At 68.2% G+C, this 25,795-nt stretch carries 21 protein-coding genes, 1 tRNA gene, 1 pseudogene and 1 riboswitch; of the genes and pseudogenes, 5 read left to right on the top strand and 18 right to left on the bottom strand.

The window, feature by feature from the left end; all coding sequences use genetic code 11:
* Positions 1-38 precede the first annotated feature (38 nt).
* From BCEP18194_RS10710 to pepN, 7 genes are all read right to left on the bottom strand, one after another.
* Positions 39-293, bottom strand: coding sequence for a GlsB/YeaQ/YmgE family stress response membrane protein (locus BCEP18194_RS10710; RefSeq protein ID WP_041492772.1), 255 nt, complete (start codon positions 291-293; stop codon positions 39-41).
* 261 nt (positions 294-554) lie between these two features.
* Positions 555-767, bottom strand: coding sequence for a hypothetical protein (locus BCEP18194_RS10715; protein WP_011351297.1), 213 nt, complete (start codon positions 765-767; stop codon positions 555-557).
* Positions 764-2,497, bottom strand: coding sequence for an FAD-dependent oxidoreductase (locus BCEP18194_RS10720; protein WP_011351298.1), 1,734 nt, complete (start codon positions 2,495-2,497; stop codon positions 764-766). The genes BCEP18194_RS10715 and BCEP18194_RS10720 overlap by 4 nt, the downstream gene beginning before the upstream one ends.
* A gap of 164 nt (positions 2,498-2,661) precedes the next feature.
* Entirely contained in the window at positions 2,662-3,471 is an 810-nt protein-coding gene (locus tag BCEP18194_RS10725; RefSeq protein WP_011351299.1) for a helix-turn-helix transcriptional regulator, read from the bottom strand.
* Between the two features lie 170 nt (positions 3,472-3,641).
* Positions 3,642-3,717: transfer RNA gene (locus tag BCEP18194_RS10730), tRNA-Thr, on the bottom strand.
* 207 nt (positions 3,718-3,924) lie between these two features.
* Positions 3,925-4,938, bottom strand: coding sequence for a class 1 fructose-bisphosphatase (locus BCEP18194_RS10735; RefSeq protein WP_011351300.1), 1,014 nt, complete (start codon positions 4,936-4,938; stop codon positions 3,925-3,927).
* A gap of 280 nt (positions 4,939-5,218) precedes the next feature.
* A complete protein-coding gene (gene pepN, locus BCEP18194_RS10740; RefSeq protein ID WP_011351301.1) occupies positions 5,219-7,912 on the bottom strand; it encodes an aminopeptidase N in 2,694 nt (897 codons plus the stop codon).
* 187 nt (positions 7,913-8,099) lie between these two features.
* Here pepN and BCEP18194_RS10745 point away from each other — a divergent pair, with 187 nt between their 5' ends.
* Positions 8,100-8,798 carry a DUF4136 domain-containing protein gene (locus BCEP18194_RS10745; protein ID WP_011351302.1) on the top strand — a complete coding sequence of 233 codons (699 nt, stop codon included), beginning with the start codon at positions 8,100-8,102 and terminating at the stop codon, positions 8,796-8,798.
* A gap of 54 nt (positions 8,799-8,852) precedes the next feature.
* On the opposite strand, the gene BCEP18194_RS10750 is transcribed toward BCEP18194_RS10745, so the two are convergent.
* From BCEP18194_RS10750 to BCEP18194_RS10785, 8 genes are all read right to left on the bottom strand, one after another.
* The gene (locus BCEP18194_RS10750) at positions 8,853-9,425 is read right to left on the bottom strand and encodes a TMEM165/GDT1 family protein (RefSeq protein ID WP_041492773.1); all 573 of its coding nucleotides are present in this window, start codon (positions 9,423-9,425) and stop codon (positions 8,853-8,855) included.
* A gap of 94 nt (positions 9,426-9,519) precedes the next feature.
* Positions 9,520-9,641: riboswitch (yybP-ykoY riboswitch) on the bottom strand.
* Between the two features lie 157 nt (positions 9,642-9,798).
* The gene (guaD, locus tag BCEP18194_RS10755) at positions 9,799-11,115 is read right to left on the bottom strand and encodes a guanine deaminase (protein WP_011351304.1); all 1,317 of its coding nucleotides are present in this window, start codon (positions 11,113-11,115) and stop codon (positions 9,799-9,801) included.
* Positions 11,112-11,459 (bottom strand): hypothetical protein, encoded by a 348-nt coding sequence (locus tag BCEP18194_RS10760; RefSeq protein WP_011351305.1) that lies wholly within the window; start codon positions 11,457-11,459, stop codon positions 11,112-11,114. The genes guaD and BCEP18194_RS10760 overlap by 4 nt, the downstream gene beginning before the upstream one ends.
* Before the next feature lie 26 nt (positions 11,460-11,485).
* Positions 11,486-12,511 carry an adenosine deaminase gene (locus BCEP18194_RS10765; protein ID WP_011351306.1) on the bottom strand — a complete coding sequence of 342 codons (1,026 nt, stop codon included), beginning with the start codon at positions 12,509-12,511 and terminating at the stop codon, positions 11,486-11,488.
* 18 nt (positions 12,512-12,529) lie between these two features.
* Positions 12,530-13,540, bottom strand: a complete 1,011-nt coding sequence (xdhC, locus tag BCEP18194_RS10770; protein WP_011351307.1) for a xanthine dehydrogenase accessory protein XdhC — start codon at positions 13,538-13,540, stop codon at positions 12,530-12,532.
* Between the two features lie 628 nt (positions 13,541-14,168).
* The gene (locus BCEP18194_RS10775) at positions 14,169-14,681 is read right to left on the bottom strand and encodes a disulfide bond formation protein B (RefSeq protein WP_011351308.1); all 513 of its coding nucleotides are present in this window, start codon (positions 14,679-14,681) and stop codon (positions 14,169-14,171) included.
* Positions 14,682-14,820: 139 nt separating this feature from the next.
* The gene (locus BCEP18194_RS10780; RefSeq protein WP_011351309.1) at positions 14,821-16,197 is read right to left on the bottom strand and encodes an amidase; all 1,377 of its coding nucleotides are present in this window, start codon (positions 16,195-16,197) and stop codon (positions 14,821-14,823) included.
* A 7-nt stretch (positions 16,198-16,204) separates the two neighbouring features.
* On the bottom strand, positions 16,205-16,885 hold the full coding sequence (locus tag BCEP18194_RS10785) for a GntR family transcriptional regulator (RefSeq protein WP_011351310.1): 681 nt from the start codon (positions 16,883-16,885) through the stop codon (positions 16,205-16,207).
* Positions 16,886-17,164: 279 nt separating this feature from the next.
* On the opposite strand from BCEP18194_RS10785, the pseudogene BCEP18194_RS10790 reads away from it, so the two are divergent.
* Positions 17,165-18,353 (top strand): annotated as a pseudogene (locus BCEP18194_RS10790) (gamma-glutamyl-gamma-aminobutyrate hydrolase family protein).
* A 115-nt stretch (positions 18,354-18,468) separates the two neighbouring features.
* Positions 18,469-19,161 carry a DUF2968 domain-containing protein gene (locus BCEP18194_RS10795; RefSeq protein ID WP_041492774.1) on the top strand — a complete coding sequence of 231 codons (693 nt, stop codon included), beginning with the start codon at positions 18,469-18,471 and terminating at the stop codon, positions 19,159-19,161.
* A 76-nt stretch (positions 19,162-19,237) separates the two neighbouring features.
* Here the strand turns inward: BCEP18194_RS10795 and BCEP18194_RS10800 are convergent, their stop codons facing one another.
* A complete protein-coding gene (locus tag BCEP18194_RS10800; RefSeq protein WP_341864824.1) occupies positions 19,238-20,155 on the bottom strand; it encodes a hypothetical protein in 918 nt (305 codons plus the stop codon).
* Between the two features lie 384 nt (positions 20,156-20,539).
* On the opposite strand from BCEP18194_RS10800, the gene BCEP18194_RS10805 reads away from it, so the two are divergent.
* Positions 20,540-21,835: an MFS transporter gene (locus BCEP18194_RS10805; RefSeq protein ID WP_011351315.1), complete on the top strand. Its 1,296-nt coding sequence runs from the start codon at positions 20,540-20,542 to the stop codon at positions 21,833-21,835.
* Positions 21,836-21,918: 83 nt separating this feature from the next.
* On the opposite strand, the gene BCEP18194_RS10810 is transcribed toward BCEP18194_RS10805, so the two are convergent.
* Positions 21,919-23,760: a tetratricopeptide repeat protein gene (locus BCEP18194_RS10810; RefSeq protein ID WP_425266335.1), complete on the bottom strand. Its 1,842-nt coding sequence runs from the start codon at positions 23,758-23,760 to the stop codon at positions 21,919-21,921.
* A gap of 130 nt (positions 23,761-23,890) precedes the next feature.
* On the opposite strand from BCEP18194_RS10810, the gene BCEP18194_RS10815 reads away from it, so the two are divergent.
* Entirely contained in the window at positions 23,891-25,531 is a 1,641-nt protein-coding gene (locus tag BCEP18194_RS10815) for an FAD-dependent monooxygenase (RefSeq protein ID WP_011351317.1), read from the top strand.
* 8 nt (positions 25,532-25,539) lie between these two features.
* Here BCEP18194_RS10815 and BCEP18194_RS10820 read toward each other — a convergent pair whose 3' ends face one another.
* Positions 25,540-25,791, bottom strand: coding sequence for a formate dehydrogenase subunit delta (locus tag BCEP18194_RS10820; protein WP_011351318.1), 252 nt, complete (start codon positions 25,789-25,791; stop codon positions 25,540-25,542).
* Positions 25,792-25,795 lie beyond the last annotated feature (4 nt).

Here is a 25,795-nt window from a genome sequence, read left to right on the forward strand (position 1 = left end):
GATGCGAAAACGCGCCCGAAGGCGCGTGGAGAGAAGCGTCAGGCCGCTCGCTTGAATAGCCGGATCACGAACAGCAGGATCACCGCTCCGACGACGGCGACGATCACCGAACCGATGAAGCCGCTGCCGACGCTGATGCCGAGCATCCCGGCGAGCCAGCCGCCGATCACTGCGCCGACGATCCCGACGATGATGTCGACGATCAGCCCGAAGCCGCCGCCCTTGACGAGCAAGCCGGCAAGCCAGCCGGCAATCGCACCGATGATGAGCCACATAATCAAGCCATGAGCCATGGTTGTCCTCTCCTTGAGTTGTGTCGAATGACCGGACGTCGGCTGTGTCGCCGCAAGCTGAATGAAGGCGGCATTGCGACCCGCCGCGCCGCCCACGCAATGTAACGCGATAGACGGGTCGGAATCGTTAAGTAATGTTATGCACCCTTAACGGGATTTTCCAGGGAATTCGTCTGCATACGGTGAGGCTCGCGCACGGGCAATACGCGGCGAAATGAATCTGTAAGAAAGGCCGGCGGTGAAGCCGGTCGGCCATGCGTGTCATCGTTCGTGCGTCGACGCCTGCATGCCCGCGTCGGGCAATCCGTCGCCTGCGTCGGCGATCAGCCGTGCGACGGTCGCGGAATCGCCGATCGCCTCGATCGACAGCCACGCGAAGCGGGCGAGAAAGAGCGACGCATCGGCTTCGCCGATCCGCGTCATCGTGCGGCACAGGTCGGTGTAGAGCGTGTCGCGTTCGGTATCCGTCATCATGCGGTCTCCTGAGGATCGGTTGATGCGCACGGATGGAGTGCGCGTTCGAGCGCGGCGGTCACGTCGCTGGCGCGAGCGTCGTGCCAGCGGCCGAGTACGTGACCGTCCGGACGCACGAGATAGACGGTGCCGTCGCGCGCGCCGTACATGTCGAACAGCCGGCCGTCGTCGTCATGGCCGCCACAGCGCGGTTGTTGCGGCGCCGCATGCCGTGCGAGCGTGACGAGTGCGAACGGTATCCGTGAAGCCTGCAGACGCCGTTCGAGATCGGCCAGCGCCGGATCGGGCTCGCCGTCGGACGTGAAGCAGAACGCGGTGAAGCGCGGGGCGACGAGATCGGTCAGGTGGCCGCGGCGCATGTCGCTGCCGTGGGCCGTGTACAGCATCAGCGGACATTCGGCGAGCACCGTGCCGGGCGCGGGGCCGGCTGAAAACGTGTCGCGTTCGGCTGCGTTGAGCGGCGACGTTGCATACGCGATCGCCGTCGTCTGGCGCGGATTGATCAGCGAGCGCAGCGCCGGATGCCGGACCGCGAGCGACAGCACGGCCTTGCGCATCAGTTCGAAGGCAAACGACGGCGGCGCCATGAACTCGGTGCTCTTCGTGCCGTAGCGCAGGTTCTCGTGCGTCGCGAACACGCGTTCGTCCGAGTAGCTGTCGAGCAGCGTGTCCGATGCGAGCCCGCGCGTCACGTACGCGAGTTTCCATGCAAGGTTGTCGGCATCGTCGATGCCCGAATTCGCACCGCGCACGCCGAAGATCGGCACGAGATGCGCGGCGTCGCCGCAGAACAGCACGCGGCCGTGCCGATAGCGTTCGAGCGTCAGCGCGTTCGCCTTGTAGATCGTGATCCAGATCGGCGACCAGTCGCCGCGCTCGCCCATCATGTCGAGCAGGTTCTGCACGCGCGGGATCACGTTCTCCGGCTTGACGGCCGCTTCGGGATCCTCATCGTCGCGCAACTGGTAGTCGATGCGCCACACGTTGTCGGGCTGCTTGTGGACGAGCACCGTCGAGCCCGGGTTCGACGACGGATCGAAGTACGCGAGCCGTTCGGTCGGCCGGTCGCTGTCGAGCGCGATGTCGACGATCACGTAGCGGCCCTCGTAGCTCGTGCCCTGCAGCGACAGGCCGAGCGCTTCACGCATCGTGCTGCGTCCGCCGTCACACGCGACGACCCAGGCGGCGTCGAGTGCGTAGCCGCCGAGCGGCGTGTCGACGTCGACGCGCACACCGTCCGGTTGCCGGGTCACGCCGGTGACTTTCGCCTGCCAGCGAATCTCGATGAGTTCGGGGCGGCGCTGCACGGCATCGAGCAGGAACTGCTCGATGTGATACTGCGCGAGATTGATCATCGGCGGCAGCTTCTGGTTTTCGTCCTGCGGCATCGTGAAATGCAGCACTTCGTCGCGACGGTAGAAGCTGCGCCCGCCGGTCCACGGCAGTCCCGTGCGCAGGAAATCGTCGAGCGCGCCGAGCCGCTCGATGATTTCGAGGCTGCGCCGCGAGATGCAGATGGCGCGGCTGCCGTGGCAGACCGCATCGTCGGCCTCGATCAGCACGCTGTGGATACCGTGGTTCGCGAGACCGAGCGCGACGGCGAGGCCGACGGGGCCGCCGCCGACGATCGCCACGCGATGCCGGTGCGTATCGATACTGTCGTCGCAGGCTGGCAGATGCGCGGGATGGCGCTCGGCGACGAACGGGTAGGGCTTGAAGTCGATATCCATCGTTGGCTTCCAGGGGAGGGCAGTTCGACGTGCACGCGCGCCGGGGCAACGTGTGCAGGCAGTCGAAGCAGTATGGAAGCCGGGCGGAAATCCGCTGTCCCCATTCCGGGTACAGCAAGCCGACCGGGATTTACCCGGATTCGGTCATCACCGGCCCGGTTGGTTCAGGGCTGCAGGCAGAGCGCGAACAGCTGGCGCTGGCTCGAGATGCCCAGGCGCCGGTATGCGCGTTTCTGGTACGTGACGACACTCGACGCCTTCACGCCGATCGTCTCGCCGATCTCGTGCGCGGTCTGGCCTTCGAGCACGCCGCGCAGCACGTCGAGTTCACGCTTGGACAGCGCCGGGCATGCGCGGCGTAGCCGCGCGAGCATCAGTTGCGGGATCCCGATCTGCGCCGCACCGGCGAGCGCGTAGTGATGCTTCGCGGCCTGCGCGATCAGCGGCGCGAGCGCTTCGATTTCCGCGATCTCACGCGGCTGGAACGCACCGCTGCGATGCGCACGGTACAGGTTGATCGACATCCAGCTCGCATCGTTGGGCTGCATCAGCAGCGACAGCCGGTCGGACACGTCTGGCCCGCGGTAGCAGGCCGCGCGATACGCTTCATGATCGATCTCGTCGCCGGCCTGCTGGTGCAGCAGCAGGTCGTGGCGGCGCGCGCCGCGATGCGCGCTCGACACGATCTTCTGGTTGCCGTCGAGCGCGTAGAAGTGTCGCGCGTAGGTGTCGGCGACGTCGCGCAGGTAACGGCCGCCGCGATGGTCGGCGACGGATAGCGTGCGCGGGCGGTTGCCGAACTCGTACGCGAAGATCGTGCATTGCGTGACCGACAGCGCGTCGTCGAACAGCTTCAGCACTTCGGCTGCGAATGCGTTTGGTTCGCTGTCGCCGATCGCGGCGACGAGGCGCGTCGCACGCGATACGTCCAGTTGCCCGGTGAGGTTCGGTCGCTCGAGACGCCAGGTGCGCATGATGCTCGGAAAGGGCGGAGTGGTTCGTCGATTGTAATCGGCGGGGTACGGCGCGGGAGTCGGGTGATGCCCGCAAGCGGAGCGGACGCGGAGAGAAGGCGGGCAGCGCACGATTTGGCGCCTGGAATGAGAAAAGGGCTGACAAGCATGCTTGTCAGCCCTTTATAACTTGGTGCCGGAGATAGGAGTCGAACCTACGACCTTCGCATTACGAATGCGCTGCTCTACCAACTGAGCTACACCGGCATCAGAGAAACGAAATTATAAGGTGAAATCTGAATCCTTGGCAATAGGTTTTGCGAATTTTTTTCAGCTTGCTGCTGCTGTTTCGCGAAACTCATCGACTCGGCAAACTTCCCGCTTCGTTTCACTGCGATACGACCCGGTGGGGTCACATCGAGAGCCGCGATTCTACGTACGTCGCGCGACACTGTCTAGTGCTGCAGTGCAAATTTATTGCTTTTCCTGGTGGTAGCCCGTCACGCGATCGACTTCGTTCTTCGAACCGAGGAACACCGGGACGCGCTGATGCAGGCCTGTCGGCTGCACTTCCATGATGCGCTGCGTGCCGGTCGTCGCGGCGCCGCCTGCCTGCTCGACGATGAACGACATCGGGTTCGCTTCGTACATCAGGCGCAGCTTGCCCGGACGATCCGGCGTGCGCTTGTCGGCCGGGTACATGAAGACGCCGCCGCGGTTCAGGATCCGGTGCACGTCTGACACCATCGATGCGATCCAGCGCATGTTGAAGTTGTCGCCGCGCGGGCCGTCCTTGCCGGCATTCAGTTCGTCGACGTAGCGCTTGACCGGGTCGTACCAGTGACGCGCGTTCGATGCGTTGATCGCGTATTCGCGCGTGTCGGCCGGGATCTGCATGTTGCTCTGCGTGAGCACCCACGAGCCGACTTCGCGGTCGAGCGTGAAGCAGTTCACGCCGTTGCCGGTCGTCAGCACGAACACCGTCTGCGGGCCGTACACGGCGTAGCCGGCCGCAACCTGCTGCGTGCCGGGCTGCAGGAACGATTCCTCGGTGGCCTGCTTGCCGTCCGGGCAGCGCAGCACCGAGAAGATCGTGCCGATCGACACGTTCACGTCGATGTTCGACGAGCCGTCGAGCGGATCGAACACGAGCAGGTATTCGCCGCGCGGGTAGTTCGCCGGGATCGGGAAGAACGTTTCCATTTCTTCCGATGCCATCGCGGCGAGGTTGCCGCCCCATTCGTTCGCGTCGAGCAGGATCTCGTTCGACAGGATGTCGAGCTTCTTCTGCACTTCGCCCTGGACGTTCTCGCTGCCGGCGGTGCCGAGCGCTTCGCCAAGCGCGCCCTTCGACACGTTGTAGCTGATCGCCTTGCACGCGCGTGCGACGACTTCGATCAGCAGGCGCAGGTCGGCGGGGAGGTTGTTGGTCTCACGTTGCTGTTCGATCAGGAACTTCGACAGCGTGGTGCGGCGGGCAATGGACATGACAGACTCCAGAAGGCCAAAAGAATCCTTGAATGGCCGCAATTTTACCCGTCGCACCTCCCGAGCCGCCGGGTTTTTTCGTCCGGTTACATGGCCGGGCGGCCGGACCGGCCCGGTTTCCGGTGGTGGAGACGGGCGGGACGCGCGTTGCGGCGGCGGCCGGCGGCGCGGTCAGACCCCGCGATTGCGCCTGGTTACAGCCGTGTTCACACAATAAAAAAGCCGGTGCCGCGACGGGCGGCACCGGCTGTCTCGCGCGGGCGCGATGCGGGCGATCGCGTTACGCGAGCGCCTTCTCGACGATCTCGCGCACGTCGCGCGATTTCGCGCCGGCGGCGACCTGCTCGAGCGCTTCGCGCATCCGGTCGCGCAGTGGCGGCGTGAAGCGGCGCCACAGTTCGAGCGAGCGGGCGAGGCGTGCCGCGACCTGCGGGTTGATCGCGTCGAGCGCGAGCACCTGTTCGGCCCAGAACGCGTAACCCGAGCCGTCCGCCGCGTGGAATTGCGCGGGGTTGGCCGCGCAGAAGCTGAAGATCAGCGAGCGTGCGCGGTTCGGATTCTTCAGGTTGAACGCCGGATGCGCGAACAGCTTGCGAACCTTCGCGAGCGTCGGCTGTGCGGCCGTACCGCGCTGTGCGGCCTGCATCGCGAACCACTTGTCGATCACGAGCGCTTCCTTCTCGAAGCGGCGATAGAAATCGTCGAGTGCGTGCTCGGCCGGTTCGTTCGCACCGGCGGCCGCGGCGGACAGCAGCGCGCCGAGTGCCGCCGCGCGATCGGTCATGTTGTTTGCCGCATCGTATTGCGCGGTCGCGAGGCGCACGGCATCGGCCGGATCCTCGAGTTCGGCGAGATACGCGAGCGCGAGGTTCTTCAGCGCGCGACGGCCGGAGGCCTCCGGCGTCGGTTCGTAGGTGCCGGGCGTCTGGTGCTGCTCGTATGCGGCGAGCCAGTCGGCGCGCAGTGCGGTGGCAAGCTGGCGGCGCACGAACTGGCGCGCGCGATGCACGGCGGCCGGATCGGCTTCCGCCATCTGGTCGGCGAGGTAGGTTTCCGACGGCAGCGTCAGCGCGAGTTCGCGGAACGCCGGCGACAGCGTCGCGTCGGTCAGCACGCGGCGGAATGCGGCGACGAAGTTCTCGCCGAGCGTGAGCGGCTCGTTAGCGGCGGCACGCGAGGCGAGCGTCAGCAGCGCGCGCGTCGCGAGGCGCTGGCCGGCCTCCCAGCGGTTGAACGGGTCGCTGTCGTGCGCGAGCAGGAATGCGAGGTCGTCGTCGCTGTAGTCGTACTCGACGATCACCGGCGACGAGAAATTGCGCAGCAGCGACGGCAGCGGTTGCTCCGGTACGTCGACGAACGTGAAGGTCTGCTCGGTGTCGGTGAAGTCGAGCACGCGCGTCGTGCCTGCGGCGGCGGCTTCGCCGTCGAGACGCAGCGGCAGGTCGCGGCCGTCGCGACCGATCAGGCCGATCGCGAACGGGATCAGCAGCGGCCCTTGCTGCGTTTCACGTGCGGCCGGCGACCCGTCGCCGTAGCCCTGCGCGAGCGTGACCGTATAGCGGCGCGCGGCCGCGTCGTACGCGGTGCGCACCGACACGCGCGGCGTGCCCGCCTGGCTGTACCAGCGTTCGAACTGCGCGAGGTCGCGCCCGTTCGCGTCGGCCATCGCGTGACGGAAGTCGTCGCAGGTCACCGCATGGCCGTCATGGCGCTTGAAGTACAGGTCCATCCCCTTGCGGAAGCCGTCGCGGCCGAACAGCGTCTGGTACATCCGCACGACTTCCGAGCCTTTCTCGTAGACGGTCATCGTGTAGAAGTTGTTGATCTCGACGTAGCTTTCCGGGCGTACCGGGTGCGCCATCGGGCCCGCGTCCTCGGCGAACTGCAGCTGGCGCAGCACGCGCACGTCCTCGATGCGCTTGACCGCGCGGGCCGCCGATTCGATGTCGTCGCCCGCAGCCATGTCGGCCGAGAATTCCTGGTCGCGGAACACCGTCAGGCCTTCCTTCAGGCTCAGCTGGAACCAGTCGCGGCAGGTCACGCGGTTGCCGGTCCAGTTGTGGAAGTACTCGTGGCCGACCACCGATTCGATGTTCGCGAAGTCGGTATCGGTCGCGGTCTCGGGGTTCGCCAGCACGTACTTCGTGTTGAAGATGTTGAGCCCCTTGTTCTCCATCGCGCCCATGTTGAAGTCGCCGACCGCGACGATCATGAAGCGGTCGAGATCGAGCTCGAGGCCGAAGCGCTTCTCGTCCCAGCGGATCGAGTGGATCAGCGAATCCATCGCATGACGCGTCTTGTCGAGGTCGGCCGGCTCGACCCACACCTGCAGCAGCTTTTCCTTGCCGGAGCCGGTCGTGATCTTTTCCTCGATCGCGACGAGCTTGCCCGCGACCAGCGCGAACAGGTAGCTCGGCTTGCGGAACGGGTCTTCCCACTTCGCGAAGTGGCGGCCGTCGGGCAGGTCGCCGGAGTCGACGAGGTTGCCGTTCGACAGCAGCACCGGGTACGCGGCCTTGTCGGCGCGCAGCGTCACCGTGTACGACGCCATCACGTCGGGGCGATCGAGGAAGTAGGTGATGCGGCGGAAACCTTCGGCTTCGCACTGCGTGAAGAAGTTGCCGCTCGACACATAGAGGCCGGACAGCGTCGTATTCTGGTCGGGTGCGCATGCGCTTTCGAGCGTCAGCTCGAACGCGTCGGGGACGTTCTCGACGGTCAGCCCGTGTTCGTGTGCACGCACGGCGCCATGCGGCGCGCCGTCCAGGTGTGCGCCGAGGAATTCGAGCGCTTCGCCCATCAGCTCCAGGTGCGGCGCGGGCGCGGCGTCCGGATTGCGGCGCACGCGCATCGTGTTCCTGACGATCGTACGGGCCGGCGCGAGATCGAATTCGAGCGCGACGGAATCGATGAGGAAGGCCGGCGGCGTGTAGTCGGCGCGGCGGATCACGGTGGAAGAGGCGTTGTCGGACATGGTCGTCGAGATCGGTGGAGTGGGGGACGGGCCCGTGGCACGGGCCGGGCGAACCGGGCCATTGTACAAAGGCTGACGGCCGCGTGCCGGGCGAACTTTTTACCGGTTCCGGGAGTCCGCGTATTATCGGCATCCCGTTACGGTTCGCGCGGTGCGACGAACGGGTGACGGATCGAAGAGGATCAACATGAAACGCGAATGGATTCAACGCGGTGCGGGCTGGGCGGCGGTGCTGTGCGTGGCACTGCTGACCGGCTGCACCAGCTACGTGACGACCCAGGTCACGGCCTTTTCCGACTGGAGCGGCAGCGACGCGACACGCACCTATGCGTTCACGCGCACCGATGCGCAGAAGAACAGCATCGAGCAGTCGACCTACGAGCCGATCGTCGCGAACGAACTGTCCACGTATGCGTTCCGGCAGGTGCCGCAGGCGCAGGCGCGGTACCTCGTCGGGCTGACCTATGCGGTCGGCAGCGATCTCGTGACGGTGCCGCAGCCGGTCTATTACGATCCGTGGTTTGCGCCCGGGCCGTACTGGCGGCGCGGGCCGTGGGGCCCGTGGGGGCCCTGGGGGCCGATGCCGGCCGGCTACGTCGCGCAGACGTACCAGGTGTTCGACTACACGCTCGGCATCCGCATCACCGAACGCGCGACGGGCAAGGAGGTGTACAACGTGTCCGCGCGCACGACCGGTGACAACGGCACGCTGCTGTACGCGATGCCGTTCCTCGCGCGCAGCGCGCTCGCCGATTTCCCGCTGTCGAACGGTGCGGTCCGTTCGGTCCGGCTACCGGTCGACAAGCGCGGCGGCCCGGCGGCGCCGGCCGCCAACGAGCGCGCGGTGCCGGCGGCGCCCGCTTCGGGGCCCGCCGCCACGAAGTAACGCAGCGTCAGTCTCGGCGCGGCCGTCCGGCCGCGCCCGCCATTTTCCTCCCCGTCAGACCCCGATGCCCAGCAGCGCCAGCGCGCCGAGCACGACGAACAGCACGGCCGCGATGCCGTGCACGAGCTTCGTCGGCAGGCGGTGCGCGAAGCGGTCGCCCAGCAGGATCGCGGGCACGTTCGCGAGCATCATCCCGAACGTCGTGCCGGCCACGACACCGATGTAGTCCTGGAAGCGCGCGGCCAGCGCGACGGTCGCGATTTGCGTCTTGTCGCCCATTTCCGCGAGAAAGAATGCGACGAGGGTCGCACCGAACACGCCGAGCCGCGAACGGTTCGTATTGGCTTCGTCGTCGTCGAGCTTGTCCGGCACGAGGATCCACAACCCCATCGCGATGAACGAGAATGCGAGCGCCCAGCGCATGATCGACGGCGTGACGAGCACGCCGAGCCATTCGCCGAGCGCGCCGGCGAAACCGTGGTTCACGAGTGTCGCGACGAGCACGCCAAGAATGATCGGCACCGGCTTGCGATAGCGCGCGGCCAGTACGAGGGAAAGCAGTTGGGTCTTGTCGCCGATTTCAGCGAGGGCGACGGCGCCGGTGGAGATCAGGAAGGCTTGGGACACGGATGGGGTTCCACGGGCCGATGTTGTGCGTGCGAGCGACGATCCACCGCGCGCCGGGCCCTGATGCGGCGCGCTGTGAACCATCGGTCTCGCCAGGCCAACGTGGCTGCGTCCGCCATGGCCTGACGGCCAAGTCTGTTGACGGACGCCTCCGTCACGATGCGCGCCGGGAGCGCGGGACATCGAGCGGAGCGGCTACTCCCCAATGAGCGGCGAATTCTAGCACGGCGCGTCGCGCGCGGGAAAGCCGTTGGAGGGCGCTGCGCGTGGCGTCGGGGTGGGATCGGCGGACGGCAATCTCCGGCGGGACGGGAGGCCCGGCAGGCACGGTGGCGGATGCCCGCGCCTGCCGGGAAACGCGCCCGGAACGCTGTTACGCGGCCGCGCGGCGTGCCGCGCCGCGCTCGTGAACGAGTTTGCCGGCCGCATAGGTGCGGTACACCGCGCGGTCGTCGCCGAGCAGTGCGAATGCGAACAGCAGCTCCTCGAGCGAATCCGCGCGCTTCGTGCGGCGCGCGAGCAGCGGCGTGGCCTGCGGATCGAGCACGACGAAGTCGGCCTCGGTGCGCGGCGCGAGCGTGCCGACCGTATCGGTAAGGTCGAGTGCCTGCGCGGCGCCGGCCGTCGCGAGCCAGAACATCCGCGTCGCGGTCAGGTGGTGGCCCGACAGCCGCGCGACCTTGTGCGCCTCGTTCATCGTCTGCAGCATCGAGAACGACGTGCCGCCGCCGACGTCGGTCGCGAGCGTGACGGGCACGTCGTATTCACCGGCCTTGTCGAAATCGAACAGCCCGCTGCCGAGGAAGAAGTTCGAGGTCGGGCAGTGTGCGACGACCGTGCGCGTCTCGGCCATCCGGCGGCGGTCCTCGTCGTCGAGGTGGATGCAGTGGCCGTACACCGCGCGCGGGCGCAGCAGACCGTAGCGGTCGTAGATGTCGAGATAGCTGCGATGGCCGGGGAACAGCTCGGCCACCCATTTCACTTCGTCGACGTTTTCCGCGACGTGGCTCTGCACGAACACGTCCGGATGGCGGCGCGCGAGCTCGCTGCACGCCTCGAGCTGCGCTTCGGTCGACGTCGGCGCGAAGCGCGGCGTGAGCGCGTACATCTGGCGGCCCTTGCCGTGCCAGCGGTCGATCAGCTCGGCGCTGTCGTCGTAACCCGATTGCGCGGTATCGCGCAGGAATTCGGGGCAGTTGCGGTCCATCAGCACCTTGCCCGCGATCATCCGCAGGTCGCGTGCGTCGCTCGACGCGAACAGCGCATCGGCCGACTGCTTGTGCACCGTGCAGTAGACGAGCGCGCTCGTCGTGCCGCAGGCGAGCAGTTCGTCGACGAAGAAGTCGGCGACTTCGCGCGCATGCTCGGGATCGCCGAACTGGCGCTCGGTCGGGAACGTGTACTTGTCCAGCCACGGCAGCAGGCCCGGCGCCGGCGACGCGATCATGTCCGTCTGCGGATAGTGGATGTGCGTGTCGATGAAGCCGGGCACGATCAGCTTGTCGCGCAGGTCGTGGACGATCGTGTCGCGCGCGAGCGTCGCGGCGAGCTGCGCGTACGGGCCGGCCGCGACGACCTTGCCGTCGTCGACGATCAGGAGGCCGTCGGTCTCGTAGTTCGCGGCCTGGCTCGATTGCGCCGGGTCGCCGTTGAAGGTCAGCAGCTGGGAACGAAAAGCGGTTTGCGTCATGACGAATGGTCCTGCATCAAGGTAAGGCGAACAGAAGAAAACGAGCGACGCCGCACGAGGGCAAGGCGGCGCCTGGCGAGCGGGTGCGGCACACTGCGTGCGGCACGACCGGATGCGATAGCGCGGGCGAACGTGGCGGCCGAAGCCGCCAGCGAGTGGTTGCCGGCGGGCCTCGCAGCCGTTGCGCTCGCGACCGATGCGGTGGCGAGCGCAACAGCAAATCGCGACGGCAGGCACGCGCGCGCGACGACGAACAACGCCGTCGCCGTGCGCTCACGCGCGCGGTCGTCCCGGCGCAAGGCCGGGCCGGTGGTCGCGAAGCGGATGCCGTTGCCGTGTTTCATCTGTCAGCGTTCCTCGATGCCGGCCGTCACGCGGCCTGCCAGTACGCGTCGAGGCGCGCGTACAGTGCGTCGCGCTGCGCCGGTTCGATGAACGACGCCTCGAAGCCGTTGCGGATCACCGCATGGACTTCGGCATCCGTGAGTTGCAGCCCTTCGGCCGTCGCGAAGTAGTTTTCGTTGACGTAGCCGCCGAAATAAGCCGGATCGTCGGAGTTGATCGTCACCGCGACGCCGCGATCGAGCAGCGCCTTCAGCGTGTGCTTCGCCATGTCGTCGAACACGCAAAGCTTCAGGTTCGACAGCGGGCACACGGTGAGCGCCGTGCGCGTTTTCGCGAGGCGCTCGACGAGTGCCGCGTCCTCGATGCTGCGCACGCCGTGGTCGATCCGGTCGACCTTCAGCACGTCGAGCGCTTCGTAGATGTACGCGGGCGGGCCTTCCTCGCCCGCGTGCGCGACGAGCTTCAGCCCGAGCGCGCGTGCCTTCTCGAACACGCGGGCGAACTTCGTCGGCGGATGGCCCAGCTCGGACGAGTCGAGGCCCACGCCGATCAGGCGATGGCGATAGCGTTCGAACAGCGGCAGCGCGGATTCGAACGTCGCGAGCGCGTCCTCTTCGGACAGGTGGCGCAGGAAGCACAGGATCAGCTTGCTCGACAGCCCGCGTTGTTCGGCATCGGCGAGTGCACGCTCGATGCCCGCGACGACCGTGTCGATCGGCACGCCACGTTCGGTGTGCGTCTGCGGATCGAAGAACAGCTCGGTGTGGACGACGTTGTCGGCGAGTGCGCGTTCGCAGTACGCGGCCGTCATGTCGTAGAAATCCTGCTCGGTCAGCAGCACGCTCGCACCGGCGTAATAGATGTCGAGGAACGATTGCAGGTCGGTGAATGCGTACGCGGCGCGCAGCGCGTCGATCGAGTCGTACGCGAGCTTCACGCCGTTGCGCTGTGCGAGCGCAAAAATCAGTTCGGGCTCGAGCGAGCCTTCGATATGGATGTGCAGCTCCGCTTTCGGCGCGCGGGCAATCTTGTCCTTGAATGTCGGGGTCATGGCGTCGTTCTTGGTCGGTCAGTAGGTAGGGGAAGCCTGTGCGGACGCATTCGCGTTTGCCTCGACGGCCTGCAGCAATTGCGCCGCCACCGAGATCGCGATCACTTCAGGTGCCTTGTCGATGATGCCTTCGACACCGATCGGGCAGCGCATCCGCGCGACCTGGGCCGGGTCGAAGCCGATCGCTGCGAGGCGATGATCGAACTGCACGCGTTTCGCGTGCGAGCCGGTCATCCCGAAGTACGCATAGTCGCCGCGTCGCAGGATGCGCTCGGCCAGCACGAAATCGAGTGCGTGGTCGTGCGTCATCACGACGAAGTAGGACTGCGGCGGTGCGGCGTCGACCGCGTCGGCCGGGGCAGCGGCCGCTTCGATCGCGAGGTTGCCGATGCCGGCGAGCGCGTCGGCCGGCGGGAACACCGCATCGGGCCCGTCGATCCAGCGCACGTGGCACGGCAGCGTCGCCAGCACCTTCACGAGCGCGGTGCCGATGTGCCCGGCGCCGAACAGCACGACGGGGAACGCAAACGGCGCGATCGTTTCGGTCATCAGCGACACGCCGCCGGTTTCCCACAGCAGGCAGTCGGCACGCGCGGCTTCCGATTCGGGCTCGCTCAACAGCGGCGCGCCCGGCGAGGGGCCGAATGATACGCTACGCACGGTCGCGGCGCCGGCCGCGACACGCTTCGCGAGCGACATGATCCAGCCGAGATCGCCGACGTCGAGCCGCTCGAACGCGAGCACCACGGCGCCGCCGCAGCACTGGCCGAGGCTCGGGCCGAGCGCGAGCCGTTCGAGCCGGCGCGCGTGCGGCACGTGCGCGCCATCCTTCAGCAGATGCCGCGCGATCTCGATCGCCTTCCATTCCAGATGACCGCCGCCGATCGTATGGCGGGCCATGTCGCGCGTGACGAGCATCTTGGTGCCGGCTTCGCGCGGTGCGGAGCCATCGGTGTGCGCGACCGTCACGAGCACGGCCGCTTCGCCATGCGCGAGCAGTTGCTGCAGATCGCCGAGCCAGGCTTCCATCAGCACGCTCCGTTCGGGACGACGTGGCACGGCACGCGGCGCGGGCTGGCGAGCGTGACGGCAACGATGACGGACGGGAGCGGAGCGGGCCGGCCGCACGGCCGATGCGGTGCGGCGGCAGCGCGCGAACGGCGCGCGCGGACGGCACCGCCGGATGCGCGGACGCCATGAGGGTGACGGATGCGGATGGTTTGCGTTGTCATGATGAATCCAGTCGACATTGCGGATCGGGCGCGCGTTACGCAGGGGTGGTGAGACCGCCTGGCCTCGCGCACGTAGATCGCCATCCAGTCACGAAGATAGCACCGCAGGGCGACGGGAACATCGCGGGGCGGTGATCCGGGCTATCAGGAGGCGATCATGTCGATCATAGGCCCGCCGCGCGGGATCAGGGTGCCGATGCGTGATCATCGGGCCGAAACGCAGGCGTGGCGGGGCTGGGCGCGGAAGTCGCGCGATGCGCGTTCGCCCGGAGATCCGGGCGGCGGCGGAGTAGGTGTTTACGCTTGACGGGCCGGATGCGGCCCGCCGGGTTGGGCCGGCGAGCGCACCGGGGCCGGGCGGTCGCCGGCCGCTGCGGGGCGGCCCGGGCGAGCGGGCCGCGCGCAGGCCGGTCGAGACCGTCCGGTCAGCCCACGAGCTTGCGGCGATGGCGCCAGAGGCTCGCGACGACCGCGATCAGGATCACGGCGAAGCCGATCAGCGACCAGCCGGGCAGCAGGATGCCGAAGATCGGCGGGTAGACGGTTTCACACAGCCCGGCGACCTTGAACATGCCGGGGAACCACTGCGCGGGCGGCAGGCTGTCGACGATCGGCTGCAGCGTGTCGAAGCCGCAGCTGAAGCCCGGATTCATCTGGATCGTCAGGTGCCGTGCGGCCGTACCGACGCCGCCGGCCGCGGCGATCGCGATCAGCAGCTCGAGCACCCAGACGCCGCGCCAGTTGCGGATCCCGGCGGCCAGGAACGCGAAGATCCCGATCGCGCAGAAGAAGTAGCGCTGGATGATGCACAGCGGGCACGGATCTTCGTTCTTCACGTACTGCAGGTACAGCGCACCGGCCAGCAGGGCGATGCACACCCATCCGAGCAGCATCAGCAGGCGGCGTTCGCGGCGGATGGCGAGCGTGTAGTCGTTCATGTCGGCGGGGTTCCTCGTGGGTCGGTCCGGAAAACAATCGCGCGATTTTAGCGCGAACGGTCTGGCACGAAACTGACAGCGCGCGTGCGGCAACCTGCCGCACCGCGCGTCCTGTCCGCCGGCGGTCGTTCGGCTGCGCTCAGCGGATCGTGTTCAGCACGGCCTCGACCGCCTGGCCGATCGCGAGCAGCGCGTCGTCGCGATGCGGTGCGGCCGCGAGCATCAGGCCGACCGGCGCCGCGTCGCGCGGATGGCAGGGCAGCGACAGCGCGCACGCGTCGAGGAAGTTGAACGCGCTCGGGTTGCGCAGGATCAGCGCGTTGGTGCGTGTGAACGCGGCGTCGTCCGTTTCGAGTTCGGCGATGCGCGGCGGCACGACCGGCACCGTCGGCGCGACGAGTGCATCGAAGCGCGCCCAGACCGTGTGGGCGGCTTCGTCGAGCATCGCCGCGCGTGCGGCGAGCAGGTCAAGATAGTCGGCCGCGGTCGCGGGTTCGCCCTTCAGGATCCGCGTGAGCACGCGCGGGTCGTACTGGTCGCGGTGCTTGGCGAGCAGCGGGCGATGCCACGCGTAGGCCTCGATCGGCGAAAAGCCGAAGCGGTTGACGTCCGGCAGCCGGTCGAGCGCCGGGAAACGCACTTCGGTGACGATCGCGCCGGCCGCTTCGAGATGCTTGAGCGCGGCGTCGAGCGCGGCCGCGACGTCGGCATCGACACCGTCCGTCACATAGTTCGTCAGCACGCCGAGCCGCACGCCTTCGAGCGGCCGGGCGGCCGGCACGTGCGGTTCGAGGCCCGCGAGCATTCGGTCGACGAGCGCGCAGCACGCGACCGTCAGGCCGATCGGGCCGAACGAGTCGAGCGTCGTCGACAGCGGCACGCCGCCTTGTGTCGGGATCCGGCTGGCGGTCGGCTTGAAGCCCGTCAGCCCGCACAGCGCGGCCGGAATGCGGATCGAGCCGCCGGTGTCGGTGCCGAGCGCGACGGCGGCCATCCCGTCGGCGACGGACGCGGCGGCGCCGGACGACGAGCCGCCGGAGATCCGCGCGTCGCCCGGCACGTCGCGGTGGTATGGCGAGCGCGGATGGCCGAAGTGCGGATTCAGCCCGAGCCCCGAGAACGCGAACTCGCTCATGTTGGTGCGGCCGACCAGCACCGCGCCCGCGCGCTTGAGCCGCGCGACGGCGACCGCATCGGTGCGGGCGGCCGGCGCGCCGTCGAGCACGCGCGAACCCGCGCGCGTCACCTGGCCCGCGACGTCGAACAGGTCCTTGACCGACACGGGAATGCCCGCGAGCGGCGACAGCACGGTGCTGGCGGCGCGCAGCCGGTCATGCGCGTCGGCGGCCGCGCGCGCGTTGTCGGCATCGACTTCGGTGAAGACGACCGCACCCTGGCCCGACGGATCGGCGATCCGGTCGAGCGCGGTATCGACGAGTGCGCGGCTCGTGGTCCGGCCGGCGGCGAGGTCGGCGGCGAGCTGGGCGAGCGGGGGGAAGGGCGTGAAAGTGGTCATGGGCGGCTCAGGGGCGAAGATGTTGAAGAAGCGTGGAGCGGAACGAATCGATATGGCTTTCGACGGCCGCGCGCGCGCCGGCGGCGTCACGCGCGGATAGCCGATCGAACAGTTCGCGATGCTCGTGCTGGACGTCGGCGAGATGGTGGGGTTCGGACAGCGTGACGAACCAGAAGCGCAGCGAGCGCTCGTGCAGCGCGCGCAGGATGTCGGCAAGCACCGCATTGCGCGCGGCCGTGGCGATCGCCTGATGGAACGCGCGGTCGAGTTCCATCATGCCTTCGACGTTGTGCGTGTCGACGCACGCCTGCCCGGCGTCGAGCAGCGCGGCCAGGCGCGCGAGATCGTCGGGGGTCGCATGGCGCGCGGCGAGTTCCGCGCAATGCGCTTCGTTGATGCGCCTCACGTCGATCACCGCGACGATGTCGTCGAGCGACAGCGGCTGCACCATCAATCCCTTGCGCGGCATCACGGACAGCAGCCCTTCGAGCACGAGCCGATGCACGGCCTGGTGCACTGGTGTGCGGCCGATGCTGGTGCGGGCGACGAGGTCGGCTTCGTTGAGGGCGGCGCCGGGCTTCAGGCGCATCGTGATGATGTCGCGCTGGATCAGCGTGTACGCGCGGTCGGCGAGGCTGCCTGCCGGTGCGGCTGGGCGCTCGAGGGTGACATCGGTCGGGGCATTCATGCGGGTTGCGGCGCGGCGGCCGGACGGGGCGCGATCATGGCGCAGGCGATCGGGAGCGTGGACGATGCTTGGATATTATTGTGATATATCACTGGTGTCCAGTACCGGCGGTGATGCGTCGGCGTTGCCCGTACGCGGGCGGGGACGCTCCCCGACGCGGTTTGCCGCCAACTTGCAACAATTTCGACAGGATGTTGCAGGTTTGCCGCTCGATCGTGCGCTGAAGCATAATGAATCCTCGTTTATCCATACGCGTGAGCGACGTACCAGACCATCGTCATGAGCGAAAACACGCCTTCCCCGGCCGGTCTGCCCGGCACCTCCTCCGTTTCTTCCGATTCCCCCCGTACCGATCCGGCGAAAGCGCCCGATGCGCCGGCAGCCCAGGCCGCTGCGCAGAACGTCGCTGCTGACGGCGCGTCACCGGTGACGGCTGCGTCCGAGCCGGGTGCGCCCGGTGCGACAGGCGCCGCCATCGATGGCGTTGCTGCCGCCGCGCCGCCGAAGGCTGGAACGCCACCACCCGGATTCGGTGCGCAGCCCGATTTCGACTCGCCGCGCCCGCCGCCCGCGAGCGCGCAGAATGCGCCGCCGGCTTACCTGAAGCAGAGCGACACGCCGTGGTCGGTGTTCGGCCGGATCGTGGCCGCGCGCGCGCCGGCTGTTTGACCGTGCCGGCCAGCGCATCACGCAGCGCACGCTGCGCATCGGCGTGTCGGCGCGGATCTTCCATCCGGAACCGGGTGCGAAGGGGCTGCGGGGCAAGACGCTGCAGTATCTCGAGGAATCGATCGCGCACTGGGTGATGTCGCGCGACGTGCTCGTGTTCATGATCCCGACCGTCGGTCACCAGGGCATGATTCACCCGAGCAACATCCGCCTGCGCGACTACGCGAAGCATCTCGACGGCCTGTTGCTGCAGGGTGGCGCCGACGTATCGCCGCAAACCTATGCTGCGTCCGACGCCCGCCCCGAATGGCCGGGCGATCGCGTGCGCGACATGTACGAGCTCGAGCTGCTGCATGAGTTCGTCGAATCCGGCAAACCCGTCCTCGGCGTGTGCCGCGGCTGCCAGCTGATCAACGTCGCGTTCGGCGGCTCGCTGTACCAGGACATCGCCACCGATGTGCCGACCGCGAATGCGCACGTGAGCGAGCATTACGACCAGCATCGTCACGCGATCCGCTTCCCGGATTCGTCGACGCTCGCGAGCATGTTCCCCGGGCGCAGCGAAGCGATCGTCAACTCGATTCACCATCAGGCGATCCGCGATCTCGGCCGCGATCTGAACATCGAGGCCGTGTCGGCGGGCGACGGGATCATCGAAGGCATTCGCCATCGGCGTTCGCCGTTCGTCGTCGGCGTGCAGTGGCACCCCGAGTTCCATCGTGCCGGCGGCTCGGAGCTGCTCGACTGTACGCCGCTGCTCGATGCATTCCTGCGCGCGGCGCGCGAAACTCGCCTGTAGCGAGCTGCATGCTTCACGTCATACGCAGGCCGGCCGCGTCCCGATAAATTCGAGATGCGGCCGTTTCGTTTTGAACGATAATCGCGAGTCCCGATTCGTTCGCCGGAGTCTGACGTTGGCTTTCCGAAATTTTTCCCCTGCACGATGCGCGACGTGGATCGTTGCGCTGGCTGCCTGCGCGCAAGCGGGCGCGGCCTGGTCCGCCGACGCGACCGCGCCCGCCGCCGGCACGCGTCCGGCGGTCACGAGCCTGCGCGGCGACGCGGCGGCATCCAATGCGGCTGCGACGGATGCGGCCGCGCAAGGCAACGTCGCCGAGCTGACGCAGATGCTGCACGATGGCCGCATCGTCGAGATGCGTACGACGTACAACGGCAGCTACGGTGCGAGCCTGATGCTCGATCCGCGCGAGATGACGTACTACGTCGCGCTGTTCCAGGACAAGCACCTGTGGCGCGTGATCCGGTCGCAGGAAAAGAATCGCGCGGAGATGGTGTACGCGAACTTCGTTCAGCAGACCGTACAACTTGCCGACATCGAGATCCGCCGTACCGAGCTGGAGGCGCAGAAGGCGTTTCTCGAGCGGGTGATCGCGCTGCAGGCGAATCGTGCGCAGCAGTTGCAGGCCGACCTGAGCGTTGCGCGCAGCCAGCAGGCTGAAGTCGCGCAGCGGCAGCGTTCGGCGCAGGAGCAGGCGCAAGCGCTGCAGGTCGAGAAGCGGGCCGCGCAGTTGCAGCTGCGCGATCTGCAGGAGCAGGTGCGACAGCTCGAGAAGCAGACCGAGACAGGGCTGCCCGCGCACAAGTAACGATTCGTCAGACGGACGCGGAGACGAGCAAAACCCGGCGAAGCGAGCTTCGCCGGGTTTTTTTATGGCCGGGCCGTCAGCGCGCGAATGCGTCCGGCGTATCGGTCAGGCGGCGATGGGACAGTTGCGCCGTCCAGTCCAGGCCGGTGGCGGGCGCGTGCGTTGCGCGGGCAGGCTGGGTCGTGCGCAGCGCGTTCGCCATCGCGATCAGCGTGAGCGGATCTTCGAGCGAGTCGCGCGTATCGCCGGTGGCACGCGGCGATGCGGCAAGCCGATCGCGTGTGCGGGCGTCGACCGTGCTGCTCCGGGGCGGCGGGCGCGTGGCCAGCCGCGACACGGCGGGTGTTCGGGCCGGCGCAGCCGCCATGCGCTTGCCACTCGAACGAGGCGACGCTGCCGTGGCTGTCGGCGGCACGCTGGATGTTGCCTTCGGACGAAGCGACGCGGGACGACGCTTGACGTGGTGCGTGGCCGGCGGTGACTCGGCCGTTGTCGCGACAGGCGCGGCCATCTTGCGCTGCGGTGGCGCGCTCGTCGACGTATGTGGCTGAACCGCAGCGACCCGCACGGTACCGGACGACGACGTAGCGTGATCCGGTACGCCACCGGCCGCGTGAATCGCGTATGCAGGCCCGAACCCCGCAATGGGTTCATGCGCGGCAATCAGCCAGCCGATGATGCCGAGCGCGCCGATACTCCAGCAGATTGCATACTTCGCACGCCGGTCGCGAAAGCCGCCGGCGAAACGGCGGGAACACGGGGCGGCAGCGGCAGGCCGTGCAACCACCGACCCGGCAAGAGTCGGTGCCGGCGCTGCCATGGGCAGCGGCTTCCAGTGGCATGCGCGGTGCGGCCGGCCCACGTCGATGCAGGACGTCGCCAGTGTCGCGAGGCAGTGCTTGCCGGGCCGCGCACCGGGTGCGCCGCGAAAGGTCCAGTCGCGGCCGAACGACGGTACGTGATCGAGCGGAGCGACGCGAGGGCGGGCGAGCACGCCTGCCACGGGGACAAGGGACGATGGGATCATGAGGGCGGTGCGCCATGCGACACGGGCAACCGTGCCGGTGCGGCGCGGAACTGTCGTTGCAAATCGAGACATTGTGGTCAGCCGGCGAAGGCCGGTCGATCAGATCAATCTGATTTTTGCTTCCGTTTCGGGGCGACTCGTACGAGGAGAACGCTGCGACGGCAACGGCAGGGGCGACACAAGGCAAATGTCGGGTTGGCGTGGCATGATGCGCGAACCATGCCGGTGCGCGTGTCGTTGCGCGGTGCGCCGCCGGCGGGCAGCGATGCCCGTGCGCGCCGGCGGCGCGCCGCGTGCGTCGTCGGATCCATGCGGCGCGGATTCGCGCCATCCGAGCTGAGCGAGAAAAACATGTCCACAGCGTCACACGCCATCGCGCAGGAATCCAAAGTCCGCACCGTATTCCGGGTCGTCAGCGGCAACTTCCTGGAAATGTACGACTTCATGGTCTACGGCTATTACGCGTCGGCCATCGCGAAAACCTACTTTCCGAGCGGCAACGCATTCGCGTCGCTGATGCTGTCGCTGTCGGTGTTCGGCGCGGGCTTCCTGATGCGGCCGGTCGGCGCGATCGTGCTCGGCGCGTACATTGACCATCACGGCCGCCGCAAGGGGCTGATCCTGACGCTCGGGCTGATGGCGATCGGCACGCTCGCGGTGGCCGCGATACCGGGCTATGCGACGATCGGCGTGCTCGCGCCGGTGCTCGTGCTGCTCGGCCGGCTGCTGCAGGGCTTCTCGGCCGGCGTCGAACTCGGCGGCGTGTCGGTCTACCTGTCGGAGATCGCGACGAAGGGGCACAAGGGGTTCTATACGTCGTGGCAGTCGGGCAGCCAGCAGGTGGCCGTCGTGTTCGCCGCGCTCGTCGGCGTGCTGCTGAACCGCGTACTGCCGGCCGAGGAGATGACCGCGTGGGGCTGGCGCATTCCGTTCCTGATCGGCTGCCTGATCGTGCCGTTCCTGTTCCTGATCCGCCGTTCGCTGAAGGAGACCGACGAATTCCTCGCGAAGCGTCATCGTCCGACGATGGGCGAGATCATGCGCTCGATGCTCGACAACTGGGGCATCGTGGTGGCGGGCATGGGGATGGTAATCATGACGACGGTGTCGTTCTACATGATCACCGCCTATACGCCGACGTTCGGCAAGGAAGTGCTGCACCTGTCGTCGCTCGACGCGCTCGTCGTAACCGTCTGCGTGGGGATCTCGAATCTCGTGTGGCTGCCGCTGTCCGGTGCGTTGTCCGACCGCATCGGCCGCCGCCCGGTGCTGATCGCGTTCACCGTGCTGACGCTGTTGACGGCTTACCCGGCCGTGCTGTGGCTCGTCGGCGATCCGTCGTTCCTGCGGTTGCTCGCGGTCGAGCTGTGGCTGTCGTTCCTGTACGCGTCGTACAACGGGGCGATGGTCGTCGCGTTGACCGAAGTGATGCCGGCCGACGTGCGCACGGCCGGGTTCTCGCTCGCATACAGCCTGGCGACGACGATCGGCGGCTTCACGCCCGCGATCTCGACGCTGCTGATTCATCAGACCGGGAACAAGGCGGCGCCGGGGCTGTGGCTGAGCGTTGCCGCGATTTGCGGACTGATCGCGACACTCGTGCTGTATCGCACGCCCGAGGCGCGCAACCAGTACAAGGCGGCCTGACCGGCATCCGGTTGGCGCGCGGCGCCGGCCGCACGCGTTGCACTGAAAAAGGGAGCGCGCCGCGCTCCCTTTTTTGTCTGCGTTCAGGCTTCGCGCAGCATGCCGGCGACTTCGACCGCCACATCGAGCCATTCGCCCGGCGCGGGCTGGCGGGCGAGCCTGGCCTGCGGATACCACGGGCAGTCGTCGCCGGTAAACCAGCGCCAGTCGGGCGCGAACGGCAGCATGACCCACAGCGGCTTGCCGAGCGCGCCGGCAAGGTGCGCGACTGCCGTATCGATCGTGACGACGCCGTCGAGCCGCTCGATCAGCGCGGCCGTGTCGGCAAAGTCGTTCAGGCGGCCGTCGAGCCGGTGCACGCGCGGATGCGCGTCGACGTGCGCGCGTTCGTCGTCGTCGAGTGCGGGTTGCAGCACGATCCAGTCGATATCCGGCAGCGCGAGCAGCGGCGCGAGCGCGTCGAACGGCATCGAGCGGTTTTCCTGCGCCTGCCGGCGCCCCGACCATGCGAGGCCGAACTTGCGCTTCGACTGCCCGCCGAGCGAGCCGCGAAAGCGCCTGCCGGCGCCGTCGGGCGTATCGAGGTAGCGCGAGCTCGCGACGATGTCCTCTTCCGTCTGAAGCCCGAGCAGGAACGGCAGGCTCATCAGCGTGCATGCGACATCCGCGGCAGGCGGTTTCGCGGCGCCCAGCGCGACGAGCGTCACGCGCCAGCGCGACGCGGCGGGCGCCAGCAGCGCAACGAGTTCCGGCTGGACTTCGAGCACGACGCGCGCGCAGCGGGCGCGGGCGAGCGGCACGAAGCGGACGAACTGCAGTGTGTCGCCGAAGCCCTGTTCCGCGCGGATCAGCAGCGTGCGCGATGCAATCGGCTCGCCTTGCCAGCGCGGCAGCGTGCCGAGCGGCGTCGCGCCCGGCGTGTCGTGGCGCGCTTCGTAGGCGGGCAGGCCGCGCGTGAAATCGCCGAGCGTCAGCAGCGTGACCGCGCGGTGCAGCCGCGCCAGCGTGAGATCGGGTGCGACGCGCAGCGCCTGGTCGAATGCGCGCAGCGCCATCTCGTGCGCACCGAGTGCGTGATGTGCGTTGCCGAGGTTCAGCCAGGCCAGGCTGAACGACGGATCGAGACCGACGGCGCGCTCGTAGTAGGGTAGCGCGTCGCGGTGGCGTGCCTGCGCGCTCAGTGCGTTCGCGAGCCCGAACAGCGCGAGCGGAAACGGCGGATGGAGCGCGAGCGCGGCTTCGAACGCAGCCGCCGCCTCGGCATGCCGGCCGACCGCATCGAACGTGTTGCCGAGATTGAAATGGGCGGCGACGAAGCGTGGCTGCGCGGCGATCGCGGCCTGGAAGTGCGCGATCGCGTCGTCCGCGTGGCCCATTGCGTTCAGCGCCATCGCAAGATTGTTGTGCGCCCCCGCATGCCCGGGCCGCAGCTCGAGCGCACGATGGAACGCGGCGAGCGCGTCGTCGTGGCGGCCGAGCGCGTTCAGCGCGTTGCCGAGATTGTTATGGATCGATGCATCGTCGGGCGTGAGCCGGAGCGCACGGCTGAACGCATCGATCGCATCGTCGTGGCGCTGCAGCGCCGCATACGCGTTGCCGAGGTTGTAGTGCGCGAGCGGAAATTCGGGCGCGAGCGTCAGCGCGTTGCGGAACCGGTCGACCGCTTCGTCGAGCCGACCGAGCGCCTTCAGCGCGTTGCCGAGGTTGAGCTGCAGCGCGGCATCGCCCGGCCGCAGCGCGACGGCGCGGCCGACGAGATCGGCTGCCTCGGCGTGCTGGCCCTGCTGGTGCCGCAGCACGCCGAACAGATGCAGCGCGTCGGCGTCGGCGGGATTGGAGGCGAGCGCGTTGCGATAGCCGTGCTCGGCCTCGGCGAGGCGGCCCGCGCGGTGTGCGGCATACGCCCGGTCGAATGCGGAATCCATAACGCGAAAACTGACGGAAAGCGCGTATTTTCCCACACCGCGCGGCGGTGCCGCGGATCGGCCGATCGGCATATGGCCCCGTCACGCTGAGCGGCGTAGACTTGCAGGGTCGCGTGTCATCGAGGTTCTCATGGCTGACACACTGTCCGATATCCCGCCCGTGCTGATCGTCGGCGCGGGGCCGACCGGCCTTGCCGCGGCGATGAGCCTCGCGCGGGCCCGCGTGCCGGTGCGCATCATCGATCGGCTCGCTACGCCTGCGCCGCATTCGCGCGCGATCGGCATCCAGGCGCGCACGCTCGAACTGCTGGAGCAGCATCGCGCGGTCGAACCGTTTCTCGCGCTCGGTCATCGTGCGCATGCGGCCGCGCTGCATGCCGACGGCCGCGTGATCGCGCGGCTCGATTTCGATCCGCTGCAAACGCGCTATCCGTATCTGCTGTTTCTCGACCAGACCGTCACCGAGCGCCTGCTTGCCGAGCACCTGGCCCGGCTCGGCGTGACGGTCGAGCGCGGCGCGACGCTGACCGCGTGCGATGCGGGCGGCGCGTCGCTCGACGTGTCGGTCCGCCGCGCCGACGGCCGCGACGAATCGTTCGCGCCGTCGTACCTGATCGCTGCCGACGGCGCGCACAGCACGGTCAGGCATCTGCTCGGCCTGGGCTTCACCGGGCATGCGTTCGAACAGACCTTCCTGCTGGCCGATTTCGCGGCGATACCCGACTGGCCGGACGAAGAGATCCACCTGTTCACGACATCCGAAGGTATTGCGGGCCTGTTTCCGATGGGCGGCGGCCGTTACCGGCTCGTGGCCGACCGGCCGCCCGGCAGCGATGCGTCGCCCGATGCGCCAACCCCGTCGCTCGCGGAATGCGACGCGATCGTGCGTACCCGTGCCGGCGCGTCGATCTCGCCGAGCGATCTCGCGTGGTCGTCCTATTTCCACCTGCACACCCGGATGATCGACCGGCTGCGTCACGGCCGCGTGTTCTTCGCCGGCGACGCCGCGCACGTCCACAGCCCGGCCGGCGCGCAGGGCATGAACACCGGCATCCAGGAGGCGTTCAATCTCGGCTGGAAGCTCGCGCGCGTGCTTGGCGCGGGCACGCCCGAGCGGCTGCTCGACACGTATCACGCGGAGCGTCATCCGATCGAGCGCGACGGGTTGCGGCAGACCGGTTTCGTCACGCAGATCGTCGAAGCCGAGCGTGGTGCGATGAAGCTGCTGCGCGATCACGTCGTGCCGGTGCTGGCGTCGTTCGGGCCGATGCGGGACGCGGTGCGGCGCACGGTCAGCGAGCTCGGCGTGCAGTACCGGAAGAGTCCGCTCACGCTGGAGCGTGTGCTCGACGGCGGGCCGCGCGCAGGCGAGCGGGCGCCGGACGCGCTCGTGCGGGTGCTCGACGGGCCGCTCGGTCAGGCGCCCGGAACGGCGCGGCTATACGACCTGCACGATCCGGCGAGTTTTACGTTGCTGCTGCTGGAGGAGCCGGTGAATGCCGACGGCGCGGTGCCGCCGATGCCGGCCGATGCGCAGGCGCTCGTGCAGGGGCTCGAACGGATCATGCCGGATGCGGTGCGCGCGTGGCGCGTCACCGATGCCGAAGGCGGCGATGGCGGGCTTGCGCAGGAATACGGCCGCTCGCGACCGTCGTTTTACCTGCTACGGCCGGATGGTTACGTCGCCGCGCGCGGGCGCACGGCGACCGATGCGAACGCGCTGCTGCGCCACTGCGAAAGCTGGTTCGCGGGCATGTCGCAGTCAGCGTAGCGGTGCGGTCAGGCGCTCGCCGCGGCAGGGACGAGCGACGCGCGGTGCACGGCGATCGCGTCGCGCACGATCGGCGCCGCGCGTTGCGCGGCTTCGCCCGACGGATCGTCGAGTGCCGCGAGAAACGCACGGCGCATCCGCGGCTCCCAGAAGCGCCGGATGTGGTCGGCGATGCCGGTCAGCGCTTCGTCGCGATCGGGCATCGATTCGAAGAATGCGCCGATCTGGTTGGCCATGTCGATCAGGTGTCCGTTGTCCATCGCT

Source organism: Burkholderia lata (genome assembly GCF_000012945.1).
Taxonomy (GTDB): Bacteria; Pseudomonadota; Gammaproteobacteria; order Burkholderiales; family Burkholderiaceae; genus Burkholderia; species Burkholderia lata.